We start from the raw sequence: 20,126 nt of genomic DNA on the forward strand, positions 1-20,126 counted from the left end.
TCTCTTCTCAGTACATGCTGGCGCGGTGCGTGCCGCCGCCAGTGCCGCTGCGCGCCTGCTGCTGCTCGGGACGCAGCGACAGGTCGTGCAGGGTGTCGAAATCCGACGGGGCGTCGGGCACGCGCATCACCACTTCGAGCTCGTGCATCGACGCGACCCATCGGCCCGCGGGCGAGTCGGCCGGCTCGTCGTTGGCGAAGGTCCCGTCGCGGATGTAGAAGGTCTCGCCCTCGGGGCGCTCGGCATGGAGCTCGACCAGGCGCGAGATCGAGAAGTTGTACGTCACGAGCTTCTCGCGCGTCTTGCGGTCCTTGCCGCCGCAGTTGAAGGAGCCTTCGGCCGCGATGACGATGCAGGAGCCTTCCACGCCCCCGTCGATGTCGATCTCGTTGCCCGAGCGCCAGATGGCGTTGGGCAGGCGCACCCTCACCTTGTCGATCACCAGGTCGCGCTGCTTGTTGAGGCTGCCCAGGGGCGGCACCAGCGAACGCAACTGGCGCAGGCGCTCCGCGAAGTTGTCGTCCATGAGGAATTCGACGTGGTGCGTGGCGCTGCCCGAGGAGCGCTTGACCACCTGCATGACGACATGGCGTGGCTTGCTCACGGCAGGCCCCTTTCGCACGCGTCAACGTCAACGTCCACGCCCAATGCCGGGCAGCCAAGGCCTTGCTGGAATTGATTTGTCATCGGCTACAGATTAGAACTTTTGAATGAATGCAATTACATGCATCAATTGTGTCTAACTGTATATCGATTAAGTCCGTTGTGGAAGGAAATCTGCGACATGTTCACGCGGGCATGTCGCCAAAACGTCTCCGCTTCGTGCTAGCCGAAAACTAGCCCGACGACGCTTCCGATTGCTCCAGCGCCTCGTCGAGCGCCTTGCACGAAGGCGCGCACACGGTCTGCGACTTGCCCAGCACCTGACGCGTGCGCAATTGCGAGCGCACGCGGTGCTTGCCGCACATGAAGCAGGACATGGTCGCCCCGCTGAACGACGCCGAAGCGCGGAACGGGGAACCCGGTGTCTTGGTCTTGTAGCGCAGGCCGTCCGCCACCACTGCCGTCTTCACTTCACCCTTCGCCATGCGTCTTGTCCTTGTTCGTTTTGGCACCGCCCATGGCGCGTGCAATGGCTTCCCTGGCGCTGACTTCTGCCGCCAGGGAAACGTCCAATGCCGAGCGGCAAAGCCCGGCGTGCTGATAGTTGAGGTTCTCATAAACCTCGGATGCGGCCGGATAGGCATCGAGCAGGCGGCCCAGCTCGGCGCCTGGCGCGACATCCTCGAACTCATGCACCAGGTGCTCGACCACCGAGCGGTACTGCTCGGCGCCTACGGGCACGGCGCTGTGCTCCAGTCGCTCCAGCAGTTGCGCCAGCACTTGGGTCACTGCCAGATCGGTCTTGGGGGACGGATTGTGGGTCGTGTTCATGGTTCGCATCTGGGGGCAGCATACGCCTATGCAAGTGGCTGATCGTAGAGGGCCGTCTCCGGCTCCCCTGCTTTTTGGGCCGCCTGCATGCGCTGCAGCAGGCTGTGGAGCATTTCCGTGGACAGCCCGTGGATCACCAGCCGGTGCCCCGCCCGCAGGGTCGACAGGGGCACCAGCGGGTGCTTGTTGTTGACCAAAATCAGGTGCTCGGGCGCATTCAGGATCGTCGCCGTGTAGATGCCGATGGTTTCGTCCAGTTGCAATGAATTGGCCGCGCGCCAGAAATCGTTGTCGGTCAGCATCAGCTGGTAGAGCGGCGTGAACAGCTCGATGGCGCTCTGCAGGTCGAGGAAATTGAGCTTGCCGTGCGGCATGTCCTCCAGCCGCAGCCCCGGCTCCTTGATCATCGAGAAATCGACCTCCTCCGCCTTGCACAGTGCCACGCCCTTCTCGCGCAGCGCCGTGTTCAGGCGGATCACGAAGTTGAAGAGGTTCAGGTCGTGCTTCAAGAACATCTCGTCCTTCAGCGCGTCGATGTCCGCCGGCTCCAGCGGATGGGTGGACACGGGCGCAGGCGAGTTGCGCCCGATGAACGCCAGCACCTGCGACCCCAGGTGAAAGTGCCGCAGGATCAGCCAGTTCGCCTCCGGCGACACGAAGCGCTTGAGGCCCCACGCGAGAAAGCGGTGCAGCAGCATCGAATGCGACCAGTTGCGTGGCACGAACACCTTCACGATCTGGATGAGGATGATCGTGAGCCGCGCGATCGGCCTGAGGAACGGCAACAGGTACTGCCGAGAGCCCGAGCTCGAATCGGCCAGCCACGCCGACTTGACATTGTCCGGCAGCGGCGTGCTCTGGTCCAGGTAGAGCGCGAGCCACGGACTCGGGTCGCGCTCGTCGTGGGCTTGGGTCAGGAATTCAGGCGTTCGGCTCATTGGCACCTCCGCCTGCGGCTGCGGTATTCGCCTTGGGGCGGCCCGGCGGCTCATGCGGCATCCGCTCCGTGATGTGCTGGAACTGCATCAAATACAGCGCGGCCGTATGGCGCGCCGTGTCGATGATCTGACGGGCCGCGCGGGCCTGCCCCTCGATGGCCATGACCATCTCGACCGCGGCGAGCCAGCGGTTCAGGTGGTTCTCGTCGTTGTGGCCGTGGTATTCGAGAAAGCGGAAGGCATCGGGCGGCAGCTTCACGCTCGCCTTGATGAGCGGCAGCAGCGCCGGCACGATGCGCTGGCCCGTGCCTTCGATGATGTAGATCGCGCCCAGCAGGCCGATCGGATCGCGCGTGGCCGCCAGGCCGTGCAGGTAGGCATTGAGCGCTTCGCCGCCCGGGTTGCGGCGCAGGTCATCGATCTGCGCGACCGTGCCCCCGGCCTTCTTGTAGTCGCTGAAGAGGATGTTGAAGTCGTCCTGCTCCTCGCCCGCATGCACGCCGATCAGCGAGGCCAGCATCTGGTACGGCTCGCTCAGCGACGCGGCGCCTTCGCGCATCCACTTGCTGCCTTCGCGCACCTGCGGCACCCATTGCTCCATCCAGTTCAGGTAGTCGGGCAACGCGAGGCGGCGCTCGCGGATCTGGCGGACGAGCGGCGTGCGCCAGACGCGCGAGCGGTAGTCGTGCCAGATGGCGGCCAGTTCCGTCAGCAGAGCGCCCAGGCCCTCGGGCGCGGCGGCCGGATCGTGCGGGGGCGCGATGACGAGATCGTCGTCCGGCACCGCGGCGCGGGGCGCCACTGTCGTCACGGGCGCCGCATCGGCCGCTTCGACTTCCAGCAGCATGTACGCCGCCATGAAGCGCCCCGACTCGGGCACGTAGCAGAAGATCTGCTCGCCGGGCTTCAACGTCTTCGTGTGAAGGAATTCGGCCAGCATGACCAGGATCGACGCGGCCCCCGTGTTGCCGCGCCACGCGAGGTTGCTCCACCAGCGCTCGCGCGGAATCGACAGGTCGGCCTTGTTCATCAGGTCCTCGACCACCGGGATGAATTTCTCCGACGAGTAGTGGCACAGGAAGTGATCGATGCGCTTCGGATCGACCCAGCCGTCGCGCACCAGTCCTGCGTATTCGTGGATGCCGATGTCGAACAGGTGCGGCAGCAGGCGGATGTCCTGCCGCAGCGAGAGTGCGCCGGCGGCTTCGGCCTCTGCCCAGGAGCCGAAGTCGAGGTGGCCGCGCGCGCGGTCTTCGGTCAGCCCCATCTGCATGCACACCGGGTAGTCGCCCGAGAAGGCGCGCTGGTGCACCCACTTCAACTTCAGGCGCAAGCCGGGCGCGCCCGCCAGTGCGGGTGAGCCATCGGACAGCAGCAACGCGCCCGCGCCGTCGGACAGCATCCAGCGCAGGAAGTGCGAGTCGAAGTCGGTCTCGTAGCCGCGCGCCGCGAAACGCGAGCGCTTGAAGAGCCGCGACGGCATCTCGCTCGCCACCGCCATCGCGCTGCGGTGCGCGCCCAGCTCGATGCCCTGCGCAGCCGTCTGGATCGCCGACACGCCGGCCGCGCAGATGCCGTGCACCGAGTGCGTCTCCATCGGCTGCGCCGCGAGCTCGCCCTGGATCATGTTGGCGAAGCCCGGCATCAGCGTGTCGCCGCCCGAGGAGCCGCTTGCCAGCAGCGACACGCGCGACAGCTCCGCGCCGCCGCGCCGCAGGCAGTCGCGGATGGCGCCCGCGGCGAGCTGCGCATTGGTGTGCTGCGTCACGCCCTCCGCATCGATGGCGTAGTGCCGCGTGAGGATGCCGTTCTCCGCGAGGATGCGCCGCTTGATGCGCTCGGACATGCGATTGAGCGGCGCGATGTACGCGTCCATGCGGTCGTTGGGAATGGGCTCACCCGGCATGAAATAGCCGGCGCTCTCGAGGTACACGCGTTGGAATGAAACAGGCATGGTTCAGTGAATGGAGGAATCGGGAGGCATCAGCGAGCGGCTGCGAAAACGCGGCCACACGGTCCCCAGCACGAAGACCCGCACCATGTAGGGAACCAGCCCGCCCTCGTTGAGCACGGGATCGACCTGCGCGCGATAGCGCGTGGCGTGCAGGTGTGTGAGCTCGGACCAATGGGCATGCGGGTTCTCGTGGTGTGCGGTGTGCAGGCCGATGTTGAACAGCAACGGGTTCACCAGCCCTTCGAAATTGCGTGCGTAGTTCAGCCTGCCCCCAGGGGTATCGCGCAACGCTCCTTCGCGCGATGGCTTCCGGCCATCGGCGTGCGCATGCTGCAGGTAGTTGGTCGCGAGCAGCCAGTGCAGGCCATGCAGTTGCGGCACGATCACGAAGAGCAGCGCCTTGCGCCAGTCGAGCGCGAGCAGCACGGCCCAGCTCGCGAGCCACAGCGCGTACTGCGCGATGCAGTAGCGCCAGGCGCCGCGCCGGTACGTCCGCAGCCGCGCGAGCCAACCGACGAACACCGGCATCAGCACCCACACGGCCTGGAACGGATGCAGCAGGTAGCCCCACAGATGGTTGGTGTCGCCGCCGAAGCGGTAGGTGCGCGCGACATCTTTCGGGCCATGCCGGTGGCGATGGTGATTGGCCACATGCGCGGGCCAGAACACGAAGGTCGGGTGGCCCTGCAGCAGCGTGATCCAGAAGTCGGTCAGCCGGTTCATGCGCCGCCCGCGCCACATGCGCAGGTGCACGTGGTTGTGGTGAATCACGCCGATGCCCAGTGTGAGGAACAGCATCGGCGCATAGAGCAGCACGTTGAAGCCGTTCACCCACTGCCACGCCGCCAATGCCGGCAGCGCTGCGAGGTACGCGAGGCTTTGCCAATCGCGCCGGTGCCGCAGGCGCGGCAGGCGGCGCGACGCCTCAGGCCGGCGTGCCATGCTGCCGCGCCTGCTTGTCCCGAAAGGCCTGGAAGTGCGGCTCGGCCGCGTCCGCCGCGATGCGCGTGCCGAACAGCCGGTCCATGAAGGTGAACTGGAAGCCGTAGTTGCCGTTGTGGCAGGCATGGTGCAGGTGATGCCGCCGGCTCGCGGCGAACCAGTGGCCGTACGACACCCCTGTGAAGAAGTCGTAGTTCGAATGTCCCACGCAGTTGAAGAACAGGCTGAACACCGGCACCGCGGCCAGCGACCAGAAGCTGAAGTCGTGCACCACCATCGGCAACAGGATCACGTTGCCCAGCATCAGCGCCTCGATCGGGTGGAAGCTGTAGGTGGCCCACGGCGTGGTCACGAACGAGCGGTGGTGCGGCCCGTGAAAGCGGCGCAAAAGGCGCGTGTGCAAGAGGCGATGGTTGATCCAGAAATGCACGTCGTTCCACACCGCGAGCAGGAGGATCTCGAGCGCGATCTGCCGCCAGCCCGCATCGGGATCGAGTCGCGCCCAGCCCAACTGGAGCAAGCCCCACGGAAACACCATGCCCAGCCCGAAGATCAACACCGAGATGCCCGACTGCCCCAGCTCCCGCCGCAACTGCCCCGGCTGCAGCGGCCGCGGATCGAGCACCCGCCCGATGCGCAGCGCCGGCAGCACGCGCTTGGTCAGCAGCCAGGTGATGGCGCCGAAACCGAGGTAGATGCCGCCGAAAAAAAGCACGCCCCACAGCATGACCTGCAGGGCGGGCAGTGAAGTGAAGGTCTGCGCCATCCCCCGAGGCTACAGCAGCATCTCGGGAACGATGGGTGCGATGAGCATGTTGTAGAAGCGCTGGAAGAAGCCCGACTCGGGCTCGGAGGTCAGGATCACCTCCTTCTCGCCATCGCTGGTGAGCCACTGCAGCGTGCCGGTGTCCTTGGCCAGCCTGAGGCGGTAGGAGTTCTGCAGCTTGCTGATGTTGATGATGCGCAGCATCTCGCGCGCCAGCTGCGGGCTGTCCACCACCAGGCCCATCTCGGTGTTCTGGCTCGCCGAGCGCGGGTCGAGGTTCATCGAGCCGATGAAGATGCGCGTCTTGTCGATGGCAGCGGTCTTGGCGTGCAGCCGGCCGAGCGACTTGCCGAACATGCCGAAGCGCTCGCCCTTGCTGGTGCGCTGCGGGCTCAGCTCGTACAGGTCGGCGCCGCTTTGCAGCAGCCGCTCACGGTAGCGCGCATAGCCGGTGTGCACCAGCGGCTCGTCGTTGGCGGCCAACGAGTTGGTCAGCAGTGTGAGTTTCACCTTGCGCTTGGCCAGGTCGTCGAACGCCGCCATGCCGCGCTCGCCCGGCACGAGGTAGGGCGAGGTCAGGTCGACCTCGGTCTTGGCGTCCATCAGCAGGCCCCAGACTTTCATCGTCACGCTGGTGGCGATGGCCTCGTCGGCCGTCATGGTCGCGGGCTTGGTCGGCGGGTCGGCGATGGCGCGCGCCTCGCCCCACAGGAGGCCCATGCGGCCGCCGTCGAGCTCCTCGGCGATCGGGCCATAGCCCAGGATGTCCGACGGCGGCAGCACGATCTTCGGTGGCGGCGCGGCCATGCCGATCCAGTCGTCGAACTCGGCGCTGCCGGGCATGCGGCCGCCCTCGCCCTTCACGATGTCGGCGATGGGCCAGACCTGCACGCTGTTCCAGTAGGCGTCGAAGATGGATTCGAGCTGCGGCACCACCTTGCCCACCACCAGCGCGTCCATGTCGATGAAGTTCTGCGCCTCGCTCAGCACGAAATACTCGTCGGCGATGTTGCGTCCGCCCACCACCGCCATCGCGCCGTCGGCGATGAAGAGCTTGTTGTGCATGCGGTGGTTGAGCCGCACGATCTCCCAGGGCGAGGCCGCGAAGCGCGAGAGAAAACCGTCGCGCCCGCAGCAGAACGGGTTGTAGAGCCGCACCTGCACATTGGGCGTTTCCGAGAGCGCCAGCAGCAGCTGCTGGCTCTTGACGGTGTAGAGGTCGTCCACCAGCACCCGCACCTTCACGCCCCGTGCCGCGGCTTCGCGCAGCGTGCGCAGCAGCAGGCGGCCGACGGCGTCGTTCTCCAGCTGGTAGTACTGCACCACCAGCGACTGCTGGGCGCGCTGCGCGAGCTGGATGCGCGCATCGAGCGAATAGACGCCCAGCGGCATCAGCCGGAAGCCCGAATGCTCGCCGGGCGGGGTGGAGGCCGCCGCGATCTTCGCAAGCCGGGTCGACGGATCGGCCGAGGCGGCGTGCTCGGCGGGCCGATCTTTCGCCGGCGGCAGCGAGCCGCAGGCAGCGAGCACTGCCAGCAGAAAGCCCGCGAGCGCCATGCGCAGAAGTCGGTCCCAGCCGTTCATGATGATGATTTCCGTCGTTCGTTTTTCAATCGCTGCCATGAATACGCGGGCCGGAGGGCGTCAGTTTCGTTCTGCCCTGCGAAAGGTGCGCCGTCCTAGAATTCGTGTCACACCCGCACGGAGTTACACCATGGCCCGACCGATCCTCTCACGCATCGCGCTGATGACGGCCCCTGCCGCCCTTTACGCCCTTTCCGCGCTTGCACACCCCGCTTGGGCCGCCCTGGACATCGGCGACCCCGCGCCCAAGTTCACCGCCAATGCGGCCCTTGGCGGCAAGACCTTCCGCTACTCGCTGGCCGACGCGCTCGCCAAGGGACCGGTGGTGTTGTACTTCTTTCCGGCCGCCGACTCCAACGATTGCTCGATCGAGGCCCACGCCTTCGCCGAGGCGGTCGACCAGTTCGCGGCATTGGGCGCCACTGTGATCGGCGTTTCGGCCGACGACATCGACACCCTCTCCAAGTTCTCGGTCAAGTCCTGCCAAAGCCGGTTCCCGGTGGCATCCGACGAAGCCAAGACGGTCATCAACGGCTTCGACGCGCTGATGCAGACCCGCCCGGACTTCGCCAACCGGCTGTCGTACGTGATCTCGCCGGATGGGAAGGTGGCGTACTACTACCAGAACCTGAATCCGGACAAGCATGTGGAGCGCACGTTGAATGCGGTGCGGGCGTTGCCCAAAGCAACCGCGGCAAAGTGAACCTAGGGGCAGGCGCTACCTGACCCGGACGCCTTCGTTCCAGCCCTTCTCCAGCGGGTTCAGCACCAGCTGGATCAACCGGCGCCTGTCGGTCTGAATGTCCGCCTGGAGGCTCATGCCCGATTGCAGCGGTTGCGCGTGTCCCTTGACCCAGATGCTGGCGTCAGGCCCGGCAAGGGCGATCTGCACCCGGTAGGCCAGGCCGTTCGTTCGCTGGTCCGAATTGCTGCTGTCGAAGTTGCGGTTGCTCGAGGCGGCCTGCCCCGTGCCTGTCTGCTTGTCGAGCGCCTGCGGGTTCTGGAACTCGGCGTCCGCGCTGATCCATTTCACGGTGCCAACCACGGCGCCGTACTGCGTGAAGGGAAAGCTGTCGAGCTTGACCTCGACGGGCTGGCCGATCTTGACGTAGCCGATGTCGTTGTTGCTGAGCAAGACTTCGGCAATCAGCGGCGTGTTCTCCGGCACGATCGTCAGGAGCGGTTGATTGGCTGCCACCGCGCTCCCCAGCGTCGTGACGCCGATGCTCTGGACCACGCCCGAAACTGGCGCGCGCAAGGTCTTCAGCCCGTTGAGCTGCTGCGCCTTCTCGAACTCGGCCTGCAGGCTCGCACCCTCGCGGCTGGCCTGCTCGACCTCGGCAAGGATCTGCACCTTGCGCTCCTGCTCTACGGCGGCCTGCCGGAAGCGCGCCTCCTGAAGCCCCGCGGCAAGCTGGGCCAGTGTCTGGCTCTGCGCCGCCAGGTCGTGTTCCAGGCCGACCACTTCCTGCTCCTGCTTGAGGCGCTCGCCTTCGCTGAAGAAGCCCTCCTTGACCAGCGCCAGGCTCTGCTGATAGCGCTTGGTCGCGAGGCCCAGGTTCAGGCGCAGCTTCGTGTGCGTCGATTCGGCCGCCTTGAGTGCCTTGGTCTTTTCATCCACCGATGCCTTGGCTTCCGCGAGCTTGGCCTCGAAAGCCGCTTCGCGGGCCTGGATTGTCGCCATCTGGTCAGGGGTCAGCGCCGGCGTGGTTCGCGCCCCGCTGGGATTGGCGCCCGAGGCGGACATCGGCAGGTGCTGCCCCTTCATTTCCACCATGAGCCGCGCCATCTGCTGCTGGTTCTGCTGCAGCCGCTGCTGGCTGCTGGACAGGTCAGCCTGTGACAACGTCGGATCGAGCTCGATCAGGAGGTCGCCCTCCTTGACGCGCTGGCCTTCGCGCACGTGAATGGCGCGCACGAGCGCTGGCTCGATCGTCTGCAGGACCTTCACCCGCCCATCGGGAATCAGCCGGCCGGGCGCCGTCGCCACGATCTCGATTTCGCCGATGCATGCCCAGGTGATGGCGCCGAGCAGCAGCACCGCCAGCGCCCACATCAGGCCGCTGGCAAAGGGTGCGGGAGGCGTCTCCTCGATGGCGAGCGCCGGGCTATGGAACGCCCGCTCCTTGGGAGACAGCACGATGTTCATGCCTCGGTCTCCGCGGGGTTGCCACGCCGCTCGGCACGATGCGTTGTCGGGTTCTTTCGAACACCGGTGCCCGGCTCGTGCTGCTGCATGGCCCAGAGCCTGGCGAACTCACCCTGTTGCGCAATGAGCTCCTGCAATCCGCCCTGCTCGACCACCTTGCCGCTGTCGAGCACGACGATGCGGCTGCAATGACGCAGCGTGGAAAGACGATGGGCAATCATGATGACCGTGCGGCCGCGGCAGATCTGCGCCATGTTGGCCTGGATGGCCTGCTCGCTCTCGACATCCAGCGCGCTGGTGGCTTCGTCCAGGATCAGGATGCGCGGGTCGCCCGTCAGTGCGCGGGCGATCGCGATGCGCTGGCGCTGCCCGCCGGACAGAAGAGCACCACGCTCGCCCACCGGCGTCTGGTAGCCCTGTGGCAAGGCGGTGATGAACTCGTGCGCCCCCGCCTGCTGCGCCGCAAAGATGATGCGATCGAAAGACATCCCCGGATGGGCGACGGCGATGTTTTCCGCGATCGTCCCGCTGAACAGGAAACTGTCTTGCAGCACGACGCCGATCTGCCTGCGCAGTTGCTGGGGATCGGCATGCGCGATGTCGTGACCATCGACCAGCACGCGCCCGGCCTCCATGCCGTACAGCCGCTGGATCAGCTTGGTGAGCGTCGACTTGCCGCACCCGGAGCGCCCCACGATGCCCACCACTTCGCCCGGCTCCAGGAGAAGGCTCACGTCGTTCAGCACGAGCGGCGTTTCTGCCTGGTAGCGGAAATGAATCGACTGCAGCTCGACGCGCCCCTTCAGCGGCGGCATGGCCTGGACACCCGTGTTGGTGGGCTCCGGCTGCGCGTTCATGAGATCGCCCATGCGGTCGACCGACAGCTTGACCTGCTGGAAGTTCTGCCAGAGGCCGACCAGCCGGGACACCGGCTGCAGCACCTGCCCCGCCAGCATCTGGAATGCGATGAGCCCGCCGACGGTGAGGTCGTTGTTCATCACCAGCGTGGTGCCGACCCAGAGCACCGCCAGCGTCAGCATCCGCTGCACCGCTTGCGAGATGCTTTGCGCCGCGTTGCCCAGCTTGCTGACATCGAAACCTGCCGCCACCTGCCGGGCGGCGAGCAGGTCCCACTTACGCTGCCACATGGGCGCCAGCGCCAGGCTCTTGAGCGTATGGATCCCCTGGATGCTCTCGACCATGAAGCTGCCGGCCTCCGCGCTGCGGTCGAATTTCGTCTGCAGCGCCCTTGCGAAAATGGGCTGGGCCACGAGCGTGACGAGGGCCAGGATCGGCAAGCCGATGAGCGTGACGATGGTCAGCTTGATGCTGTAGAGCAGCATCACCGCGATGAAGATGCCGATGAAGAGGCCGTCGACCAACGTCGTCAACGCGCCGCCCGTGAAGAAGCTGCGGATGTTCTCGAGTTCGCGCGTGCGGGCCAGCGTGTCGCCGGCCTGGCGCTGTTCGAAATAGCGGATGGGCAGGCTGAGCACGTGGCGAAAGAGGTCGCTCGACAATCCGGCATCGAGGCGCGCCGATGTATGGGCGAGCATGTAGCCGCGCAGCGTGTTGGTGACGGCCTCGAAGACGATCAGGCCCGCCATGCCGATGCCCAGAACGTGCAAGGTCGACAGGCTCTTGTGCATCAAGACCTTGTCGATGATGACCTGGCTGAACAGGGGTGTCGTCAACGCGACCAGCTGGAGCAGGAACGCGCCGAGCAGCACCTGTCCCAGCGGCTTGCGATAGCGCCACAGCACCGGAACGAACCACCCGAGACCGAAGCGCCGGGAGGGTGAACCACTGGCCGCGCCGAGTTGCAGGGGCTGGCGGAAACGGATGACGGGGAGCACGCCATTTTCCCCGTGGCTTCGAACGAGGTCCGCCATCGAGACCCACGTGAATTTCGAGGTCCGGGGTGTCCAGAGGAGAAGTTCTTCCGACGGCAGCTTCGGATCGGCAGCGCCGGATTCGCTGGCGGCACCGGGGCGCGGCCCCAGGGCGGCACCGCGCGTCTCGCGTCGCGCCACCACGGTGACCACATTGCCGTCGCCACTGACGATCACGCATGGAATGGGGAGCGACCGCGCCCCGCCGCGTTGCTTGAGGAACGGCCATTTGCGTGAGGGGCGTTCCCGCACCTGCTGAGGCTTCGACACGAGCCCCAGGTGCTGCGCCGCATGCTGCAGCTCCTGCACGCCGATGAGGGTTTCAGGACGCCAGCCCATCGCTTGGCCCAACGCCTGGACGCTCATCTCCAGGGAGAAGAATGCAACGATGGGCTGCAAGGCCGAGAGGCCCTGCAGCGCTGGAAAAGAGGCACCCCCTGACTCAGCCGACGTGCCGGGGCCGCCAGGACTATTCAAGGCCTGCTGCGGCTGGCTTGCGCCCCCCTCTTCCATGGCCTTCTGGTCCAAAGCAGTCCAAGCTCTTTTCTCAATCGGGGCGCCGCGTCGCTCTGCTGCGCAGGCATTGCAAGAACGACGCGTTGGCTACGTCACGCTGTCAGTTGGATGTTGGCCTGCGAAAGCTGGGCCAGCGTTGCGTGGTGGAACGTGATGCTCTGGTTGCCATCGGTGAACACTACGTTCTGACCGTTCTGCGTCATGTGGCTCAGGACGTCGGCCGTGCCGCCGTAGCCGAAGCCGGTGAAGCGCAGCTGATCGACGCCCTCAAGTCCGTAGACCTGGTTGTTGCTTGCGTCGGTGCTGGAGTTGAAGATGAAAACGTCCGCACCGCGACCGCCGATCAGCGTGTTGTTTCCGGCGCCGCCATTCAAGGCATCGCTCCAGCTTCCGAAGGTCGAGGCCATGTAGGTCGCCTGCTCCGGCGCGGTATTGATCCGGAACTCCGCGGAGTTGGAGAAACCGAGCACCACGGTGGCGCGACTCGTTCCATGATCGAGCGCATTGACCCACGCAAACAGCCCATCCGAATCGGCATCCCTGCCCAGCACGTTGTGATAGAGCAGCGAGACGAACTGACTGTTGTTCAGCGTCCCATAGGTATTCTGGAACTCGGCCGATCCCACGAAACCTTGCGCAACGGCCTGAATGGTTTGGGTTGCGTTGTCCAAGGCATTGACCCAGCTGACCAGCCCGCCGCCATCGGGCTCCCGGCCCAAAGTCGCTTGGTAGAGGCGATAGACAGCGCCCTGGTGCTCTCCGCTGAAATTCGAAGTCATGAAGGCGTCGACATCGACCGACGTGCTGGTCCTGAACTCCGCCGAATCCGAGAAGCCGACCACGACCTCCGCGCGAGACAACCCGGCATTCAACGCCTGAACCCAAACCGAAAGTCCTGCGTTGTCGGGTGCGCGGTCCAGCACGTTCTGGTACAGCAACGTCACGAACTGGGTGTTGTTCAGGGAACCGTACACATTCTGAAATTCCGCCGATCCAACGAATCCTGCCGCAACGGTTTTCAGAGGCGTGCCATTCTTGAGGGCCCCGGCCCAAGCTTCGAGGCCGTCCACGTCCGGCTCTCTGGCAACGGTTGCCTGGTACAGGCGGTACACAGCACCATAGGCCGTGTTCGCCGTGCCGAAGATGCCGTCGCCACCGTCGATGACGTCGTTGCCAGCACCGCCGACGAGGCCATCATTGCCCCAGCCGCCGGTGATCTTGTCATCGCCGGCACCACCGTTGAGGTAGACAGAACTGGTGGCACCCAAGGCAGTCAGGGTGTCGTTGAAGTCCGAACCGACGACTGCGTAGATCTGCGAGAGCGTGTCGCGATTGCCCCAGCCGTCCGTCGCGGTGCCCGACCGCAGATCGACGTTGACGCCCGCAGGGCCGTCGTTGTAGTGAACGATGACTGCACCGGTGTTGTTGCCGGTGATGGTGTCGTTGCCCTGGCCACCCCAGATGTCGTCGTCCCCTGCATCGCTGTAGATGAAATCGTTGCCTGCGCCGCCGTCGATCAGATCGTTCCCGGCACCGCCGTGAATGATGTCCGAACCGGTGGTTCCAACCAAAGTATCGTTTCCGGGAGTGCCGTCGATGATCGCCACAGTACGTTCCTTCGTTTTTTAAATAAGACTTCTCCACATCTGCATCGCTCCTCACGCCGATGCAGCCCATCCAAGTCACGGTCGTTTCCGCCCCGACCTGTCGATATCGTATCCGCTTGTATCCCTCGTTTCGTCTGTGAATATGCGCACGGTCACGTGCTTTTTCCACGGAGCGCGGACTTTTTACAAAGACATTCGATTACATAGTACTTAACTATTAAGTAGATTTGCCAGTGCGTTCGGCGCGCAGGCTGCAGGAATAGAACGCAGCCCACCAAGGCTTTTTTCGCGTTCGCGCAAAATCCCGCCCCATGCAGCTCAACTACATCGCCAACGCCGACGTCCCGTCCGCCTCCGGCCGCACCCTCCCCGTCACCGACCCGTCCGACGGCCAGCCCTTCGACGACATCCAGCGCAGCAACGCCGCAGACATCGACACCGCCGTGCGCGCCGCGCGCGACTGCTTCGAGGGCGTGTGGCACAAGGTCAGCGCGGCCGACCGCAGCCGCCTGCTCTACAAGCTCTCGCTGAAGATCGCCGAGCACGTCGACGAGCTCGCGCTGATCGAGCAGCGCGACTGCGGCAAGCCCGTGAAGCAGGCGCGCGCCGATGCGGTGGCGCTGGTGCGCTACTTCGAGTTCTACGCCGGCGCCTGCGACAAGCTGCACGGCGAGACCATCCCCTACCAGGACGGCTACAGCGTCTTCACCTGGCGCGAACCGCACGGCGTCACCGGGCACATCATTCCGTGGAACTACCCGATGCAGATCTTCGGGCGCAGCGTGGGCGGCGCGCTCGCGGCGGGCAACGTGTGCGTGGTGAAGCCGGCCGAGGACGCGTGCCTTTCGCTGATCCGCGTGGCGCAGTTGGCGGCCGAGGTCGGCTTTCCAGCGGGCGCGCTCAACATCGTGACGGGCTACGGCCACGAAGTGGGCGACGCGCTCGCGCGGCACGAAGGCATCGACCACATCAGCTTCACGGGCAGCCCCAAGATCGGCACGCTGATCCAGCAGGTGGCGGCCGAGCGGCACTGCCCGGTCACGCTCGAGCTGGGTGGCAAGAGCCCGCAGATCATCTTCGCGGACGCCGACCTCGATGCGGCCATTCCGGTGGTCATCAACGCGATCGTGCAGAACGCCGGACAGACCTGCTCGGCCGGCTCGCGCGTACTGATCCAGCGCAGCATCTACGAACCGCTGCTCGAGCGCCTGGGCCATGCCTTCGAAGCCCTGCGCGTCGGCCCGGCGGCCATGGACCTGGACGTCGGCCCGCTGATCCGCCAGACGCAGCAGCAGCGCGTGTGGGATTTCCTGAGCGACGCCCAGCACGCCGGCATCCCGATGGTGGCGCAGGGCATCGTCGTCGAGGAAGCGCCCGAGACCGGCTTCTACCAGGCGCCCACGCTGCTGCGCGACGTGCCGGTCGGCCACCGGCTTGCGCAGGAAGAAGTGTTCGGCCCGGTGCTCGCCGCGATGCAGTTCGCCGACGAAGACGAAGCGGTGGCGCTCGCCAACGCCACGCAGTTCGGCCTCGTCGCCGGGGTGTGGACGGCCGACGGTTCGCGCCAGTTCCGCATGGCCCGGCGCGTGCGCAGCGGGCAGGTGTTCATCAACAACTATGGCGCGGGCGGCGGTGTCGAACTGCCCTTCGGCGGCGTGAAGTCCTCGGGCTACGGCCGCGAAAAGGGCTTCGAGGCGCTCTACGGCTTCACGACGCTGAAGACCGTCGCCGTCAAGCACGGCTAGAACCTGGCGCTCCCCCAGGCTAGGCGCACTTCGTGTCGCTTCGCCAACCCCCTCGCCGGGGGCGACACCTGCGGCCCGGCAAAGCCGGTTCCGCGGTGTCCTGCGGATGGGATGCCTACCCCAGCGCGGTGTCCAGCAGCATCATCAGCACGAAGCCGAGCATCAGCCCGCTGGTCGCAAAGGCTTCGTGCCCCTTGCGGTGCGACTCGGGAATGATCTCGTGGCTGATGACGAACAGCATCGCGCCAGCCGCGAAGCCGAGGCCCCACGGAAGCAACAGCGCCGAGTGGCCGACGACTGCAGCACCCAGCACCGCGCCCAGCGGCTCGACCAGCCCAGAGGCCATGCCGATCGCCACTGCGAACCAGCGCTTGTAGCCAGCCGCGAGCAACGCCACCGCCACGACCAGCCCTTCGGGCACGTCCTGGATCGCGATGCCCGTGGCCAGCGCATCGGCGCGCAGACCGTTGTTGCCCGCATACCCCACACCGATCGCCAGGCCTTCGGGCACGTTGTGCAGCGCGATCGCGAACACGAAGAGCCACGTGCGCCGCAGTTGTTTCGCCGACTGCCCTTCGCGCCCCTTGATGAAATGCTCGTGCGGCAGCACCCGGTCCATCACCATGAGCACGATGCCGCCCAGCAGGATGGCGGCGCCGATCACGCCGCCCGCCGCCCAACTGCCGCCGCCGAAGACGCCGATGTTCCTGGCCGCATCCAAGCCGGGAATGATCAGCGAGAAGGCGCAGGCCGCCAGCATCACGCCCGCGCCGAAGCCGAAGAGCGTGTCCTGCAGCCGCTCGGGCAGCTTCTGCGAGAACACCACCGGAAGCGTGCCCAGCGCCGTCGCCAGTGCGGCGACCGAGCCGCCGAGCAAGGCGTTCCACACCACCGGGTCGGTCCGCACGAACTGCCAGAACTGCGAGGCCAGCGCCAGCGCGCCGGCCGCGACGATCGCCAGGCCGATCCATTCGCGAAGCGCGCGTGCGGGCCTTGCGCGCGCGGTCACGGCCGTGCCTTGCGGACCAGCCACATCGTGCAGATCGGCGGGCTTGCGGGAGGCCGGATGGCGCGCATCGATGGCACCGGGCGAGGCAGGCGGGGTGTACGGCACGATCGAAAGCTCCTTGGTTGAAGGGCCCTTTGCGTCGTCGACGTGCTGCGTACTCAGGCGTACAGATGATAGTAATTCTCATTGGCTACGTCAAGACATCGCTCCTGGAGATGGCGAAAACCGGCCAGATCCGGTCACACGACGAAACGGCCCGATACACTGCCCCGCGTCCCCCTGAAAGGCTTTGCACCGATGAAATTGCACCGCATCCTGACCCTCGTGCCGACCTTCCTGCTGCTGTTCGGCGCGGGCATCGCCGGCGCCCAGGTCGCCACTCCGCCGGCCGGCGACTACATCTACGAGGGCGGCGCCGGTTCGCTGCGCGTCAAGTCCAACGGGCATTTCGACATCACCACCGTCGGCGCCAATGCCCATCTCTGCTCGCTGGACGGCACCATCGTCCGCGGCAAGTCCAAGATCGACGACACCGGCTGCGTGGTGAATTTCACCCTCAAAGGCGGCGCGGTCGAGGTCAGTTCCAACGGCTCGGACGACTGCCGCCAGAGCTGCGGCGCGCGCGCCTCCTTCGAAGGCACCTACCTCAAGCCCAGCCCCGCCTGCACCGACAAGGCCGTGGCCGCCTCGCGCAAGACCTTCAAGCGCCAGTACGACGCCAAGGATTTCGCCGCCGCCCAGGCCACCCTCGCCCCCGTGCTCGGCGAATGCAGCAGGACGCTCGACTGGATCACCACGGGCCGCGTGCGCAACGACCTGGCGATCACGCAGTTCAGGCTCGGCGACCGCGCAGGGTGCCTCAAGACCCTGGAGCCGCTGGCCGAAGATGCCGCGAAGACCGACCAGGGCGTGAAGGACTCCTACCCGCCGGCGGACGCCGAGGACATCTTGCCGGTGGCCCGCGCGGCCCGCACGAACCTGAAGCTCTGCAAGGGGTAGCCCCCGCACACTGAAACACCAGGCGGCGCCAAGACCGTCATGCCGACTTTCCATCAACGACAGGACGGAGACAACACCATGAAGTTCTTCCAGCGCACCCTGCGCACGGCCGTGCTCGGCCTGAGCCTGGCCGCACCGCTGCTGGCCGCGGCGCAATCGCTGCCGACCGCCACCCCGGAGCGGGTCGGGCTCTCGACCGAGCGCCTGCAGATGCTCACCGACGTGCTCAAGGCCGACGTCGCCAGCGGCAAGATCCCGGGCGCGGTGCTGCTGGTGGCGCGGCAAGGCAAGGTGGCGTGGTTCGAGCCGGTCGGCAAGCTCGACCCCGCGGCCGGCACGCCGATGCAGCGCGACGGCATCTTCCGCATCTATTCGATGAGCAAGCCCATCACCACGGTGGCCGCGATGATGCTGGTCGAAGACGGCCGCCTGAAGCTGGACGACCCGATTTCGACCTACCTGCCCGAATACGCCACCATGACCGTGGGCGTCGAGAAGCCCGGCGCCGACGGCAAGCCGGTGCTGGAGACCGTGCCCGCGCGCCGCCCGATCACCGTGCAGGACCTGATGCGCCACACCTCGGGCCTGACCTACGGCTTCTTCGGGCCGGGCCTGGTCAAGCAGGCCTACAACGCGGCGGGCCTGGGCGCCAACGACCCGACCAACGCCGAGTTCTCGCAGCGCCTGGCCAAGCTGCCGCTGGCCTACCAGCCGGGCACCACCTGGGACTACAGCCAGTCGACCGACATCCTGGGCCGCGTGATCGAGGTGGTCTCGGGCCAGTCGCTCTACCAGTTCGAGAAGGCGCGCCTCTTCGATCCGCTGGGCATGAAGGACACCACCTACTACGTGCCCGAGCCGGCGCGCCAGCCGCGCATCGCCGAGCCGCTCCCCACCGACCGCAGCTTCGGCGTGGGCGCCGACCTGAACGATCCGCGCATCGTGCGCAAGCTCGAATCGGGCGGCGGCGGCCTGATGTCCACGGCCGGCGACTACGCGCGCTTCCTGCAGATGCTGCTGAACGGCGGCTCGCTCGACGGCAAGCGGTACCTGGGCCCGCGCACCATCGCGCTGATGACCGCCGACCATTCCAACGCCGGCGCCGGCATCGTGCCCGGCCCGCTCTACCTGCCGGGCCCGGGCTACGGATTCGGCCTGGGTTTCGCGGTGCGCCGCAACGACGGCGAGGCGCCCTACCCCGCGGCCGGCGGCGAATACAACTGGGGCGGCGCGGGCGGCACCTACATGTGGGTGGACCCGAAGAACGAGATGTTCGTGGTGCTGATGCTGCAGTCGCCGAAATACCGGACACATTACAGATCCTTGACCCGGGACATGATTTATGCGGCCGTGATCAAGTAGCCTGCACCGGACAGGTCCTTGAGGCCTGGCGCAAAATCGGGCCTTCCCACCACGCCATGAAGAACAGCAGCAGCAGCACCGTCATCCCGATCTCCCAGATCGGCCGCACGCCACCCGCCGTGGCCGTGCCGGACATCGCCGTGCCCGCCACGGGCCTGCTGCAAGACCGTCTGGGCCGCCCGCTCACGGACCTGCGCATCAGCGTGACCGACCGCTGCAACTTCCGCTGCAGCTACTGCATGCCCAAGGACGTGTTCGACAAGGACTACAAGTACCTGCCGCACAGCGCGCTCCTGAGCTTCGAGGAAATGACGCGCCTCGCGCGCCTCTTTGCCGCGCACGGCGTGCGCAAGGTCCGGCTCACCGGCGGCGAGCCGCTGCTGCGCAAGAACATCGAGGGGCTGATCGAGCAGCTCGCCGACATCCGCACGCCCGACGGCCAGCCGCTGGCCCTCACGCTCACCACCAACGGCTCGCTGCTCGCGCGCAAGGCCGCCGCGCTCAAGGCCGCCGGCCTGCAGCGCGTGACGGTGAGCCTGGACAGCCTGGACGACGCGGTGTTCCGCCACATGAACGACGTCGATTTCCCGGTCGCCGACGTGCTGGCCGGCATCGACGCGGCGCAGGCCGCGGGCCTGGGCCCCATCAAGGTCAACATGGTGGTCAAGCGCGGCACCAACGAGCAGGAGATCCTGCCGATGGCGCGCTACTTCCGCGAGCACCATGGCGGCAACGTGGTGCTGCGCTTCATCGAATACATGGACGTGGGCGCCACCAACGGCTGGCGCATGGACGAGGTGCTGCCCTCGGCCGACGTCATCGCGCGCATCGCCGAAGAGTTTCCGCTGGTGCCGCTCGAAGCCACCACCCCCGGCGAAACCGCCCAGCGCTGGGCCTATGCCGACGGCGGCGGCGAAGTCGGCGTGATCAGCAGCGTGACGCAGGCCTTCTGCCACGACTGCAGCCGCGCGCGCCTGTCGACCGAAGGCAAGCTGTACCTCTGCCTCTTCGCGAGCGCCGGCCACGACCTGCGCCCGCTGCTGCGCGGTGCGGCCAGCGACGACGACATTTCCTCGGCCATCGGCCACATCTGGCAGGGCCGGGCCGACCGCTACTCCGAACTGCGGGCTCTCCGCGGCCCCGACCACGCCGCCGATCGCGGCGACGCCAACGACAAGGCGCCGCGCCGCGTCGAGATGAGCTACATCGGCGGATGACGCGGGCTGCCG

Annotated in this window: 17 protein-coding genes; 5 read left to right on the plus strand and 12 right to left on the minus strand. The window is 66.5% G+C overall.

Features of this window, described 5'->3' with window-relative positions:
• Positions 1-7 precede the first annotated feature (7 nt).
• The 8 genes from ACZYRS_RS20065 to ACZYRS_RS20100 all read right to left on the minus strand — a co-directional run bounded on the left by ACZYRS_RS20065 (position 8) and on the right by ACZYRS_RS20100 (position 7,618).
• Complete coding sequence (locus ACZYRS_RS20065; protein ID WP_463420656.1) at positions 8-604, minus strand: hypothetical protein; 597 nt, start codon at positions 602-604, stop codon at positions 8-10.
• Positions 605-836: 232 nt separating this feature from the next.
• Positions 837-1,088 (minus strand): hypothetical protein, encoded by a 252-nt coding sequence (locus tag ACZYRS_RS20070; protein ID WP_013540963.1) that lies wholly within the window; start codon positions 1,086-1,088, stop codon positions 837-839.
• Positions 1,075-1,443 (minus strand): hypothetical protein, encoded by a 369-nt coding sequence (locus tag ACZYRS_RS20075; RefSeq protein WP_198784289.1) that lies wholly within the window; start codon positions 1,441-1,443, stop codon positions 1,075-1,077. Before ACZYRS_RS20075 ends, ACZYRS_RS20070 begins: the two co-directional genes overlap by 14 nt.
• Before the next feature lie 17 nt (positions 1,444-1,460).
• Positions 1,461-2,372 (minus strand): DUF6999 family protein, encoded by a 912-nt coding sequence (locus ACZYRS_RS20080; protein WP_463420657.1) that lies wholly within the window; start codon positions 2,370-2,372, stop codon positions 1,461-1,463.
• Positions 2,356-4,326 (minus strand): iron-containing redox enzyme family protein, encoded by a 1,971-nt coding sequence (locus tag ACZYRS_RS20085; protein ID WP_463420658.1) that lies wholly within the window; start codon positions 4,324-4,326, stop codon positions 2,356-2,358. Before ACZYRS_RS20085 ends, ACZYRS_RS20080 begins: the two co-directional genes overlap by 17 nt.
• Before the next feature lie 3 nt (positions 4,327-4,329).
• Positions 4,330-5,268 carry a fatty acid desaturase gene (locus tag ACZYRS_RS20090; protein WP_463420659.1) on the minus strand — a complete coding sequence of 313 codons (939 nt, stop codon included), beginning with the start codon at positions 5,266-5,268 and terminating at the stop codon, positions 4,330-4,332.
• On the minus strand, positions 5,252-6,034 hold the full coding sequence (locus ACZYRS_RS20095; RefSeq protein ID WP_463420660.1) for a sterol desaturase family protein: 783 nt from the start codon (positions 6,032-6,034) through the stop codon (positions 5,252-5,254). The genes ACZYRS_RS20090 and ACZYRS_RS20095 overlap by 17 nt, the downstream gene beginning before the upstream one ends.
• Before the next feature lie 9 nt (positions 6,035-6,043).
• Complete coding sequence (locus ACZYRS_RS20100; protein WP_463420661.1) at positions 6,044-7,618, minus strand: phospholipase D-like domain-containing protein; 1,575 nt, start codon at positions 7,616-7,618, stop codon at positions 6,044-6,046.
• 130 nt (positions 7,619-7,748) lie between these two features.
• Here ACZYRS_RS20100 and ACZYRS_RS20105 point away from each other — a divergent pair, with 130 nt between their 5' ends.
• Positions 7,749-8,321, plus strand: coding sequence for a peroxiredoxin (locus tag ACZYRS_RS20105; RefSeq protein WP_198784295.1), 573 nt, complete (start codon positions 7,749-7,751; stop codon positions 8,319-8,321).
• Positions 8,322-8,336: 15 nt separating this feature from the next.
• Here ACZYRS_RS20105 and ACZYRS_RS20110 read toward each other — a convergent pair whose 3' ends face one another.
• The 3 genes from ACZYRS_RS20110 to ACZYRS_RS20120 form a co-directional block, all read right to left on the minus strand.
• Positions 8,337-9,767 (minus strand): HlyD family type I secretion periplasmic adaptor subunit, encoded by a 1,431-nt coding sequence (locus ACZYRS_RS20110; protein WP_463420662.1) that lies wholly within the window; start codon positions 9,765-9,767, stop codon positions 8,337-8,339.
• On the minus strand, positions 9,764-12,187 hold the full coding sequence (locus ACZYRS_RS20115; RefSeq protein ID WP_463420663.1) for a peptidase domain-containing ABC transporter: 2,424 nt from the start codon (positions 12,185-12,187) through the stop codon (positions 9,764-9,766). Before ACZYRS_RS20115 ends, ACZYRS_RS20110 begins: the two co-directional genes overlap by 4 nt.
• 80 nt (positions 12,188-12,267) lie before the next feature.
• Positions 12,268-13,782, minus strand: a complete 1,515-nt coding sequence (locus ACZYRS_RS20120; protein ID WP_463420664.1) for a DUF4214 domain-containing protein — start codon at positions 13,780-13,782, stop codon at positions 12,268-12,270.
• A gap of 311 nt (positions 13,783-14,093) precedes the next feature.
• On the opposite strand from ACZYRS_RS20120, the gene ACZYRS_RS20125 reads away from it, so the two are divergent.
• Entirely contained in the window at positions 14,094-15,527 is a 1,434-nt protein-coding gene (locus tag ACZYRS_RS20125) for an aldehyde dehydrogenase family protein (RefSeq protein ID WP_463420665.1), read from the plus strand.
• Between the two features lie 115 nt (positions 15,528-15,642).
• On the opposite strand, the gene ACZYRS_RS20130 is transcribed toward ACZYRS_RS20125, so the two are convergent.
• Complete coding sequence (locus tag ACZYRS_RS20130) at positions 15,643-16,536, minus strand: ZIP family metal transporter (protein ID WP_463422514.1); 894 nt, start codon at positions 16,534-16,536, stop codon at positions 15,643-15,645.
• A gap of 297 nt (positions 16,537-16,833) precedes the next feature.
• Here ACZYRS_RS20130 and ACZYRS_RS20135 point away from each other — a divergent pair, with 297 nt between their 5' ends.
• From ACZYRS_RS20135 to moaA, 3 genes are all read left to right on the plus strand, one after another.
• Positions 16,834-17,535 (plus strand): hypothetical protein, encoded by a 702-nt coding sequence (locus ACZYRS_RS20135; protein WP_463420666.1) that lies wholly within the window; start codon positions 16,834-16,836, stop codon positions 17,533-17,535.
• Positions 17,536-17,613: 78 nt separating this feature from the next.
• Complete coding sequence (locus tag ACZYRS_RS20140; protein ID WP_463420667.1) at positions 17,614-18,897, plus strand: serine hydrolase domain-containing protein; 1,284 nt, start codon at positions 17,614-17,616, stop codon at positions 18,895-18,897.
• 56 nt (positions 18,898-18,953) lie between these two features.
• On the plus strand, positions 18,954-20,114 hold the full coding sequence (moaA, locus tag ACZYRS_RS20145) for a GTP 3',8-cyclase MoaA (protein WP_463420668.1): 1,161 nt from the start codon (positions 18,954-18,956) through the stop codon (positions 20,112-20,114).
• Positions 20,115-20,126: the final 12 nt, after the last annotated feature.

This window comes from Variovorax sp. AC194 (genome assembly GCF_979257995.1).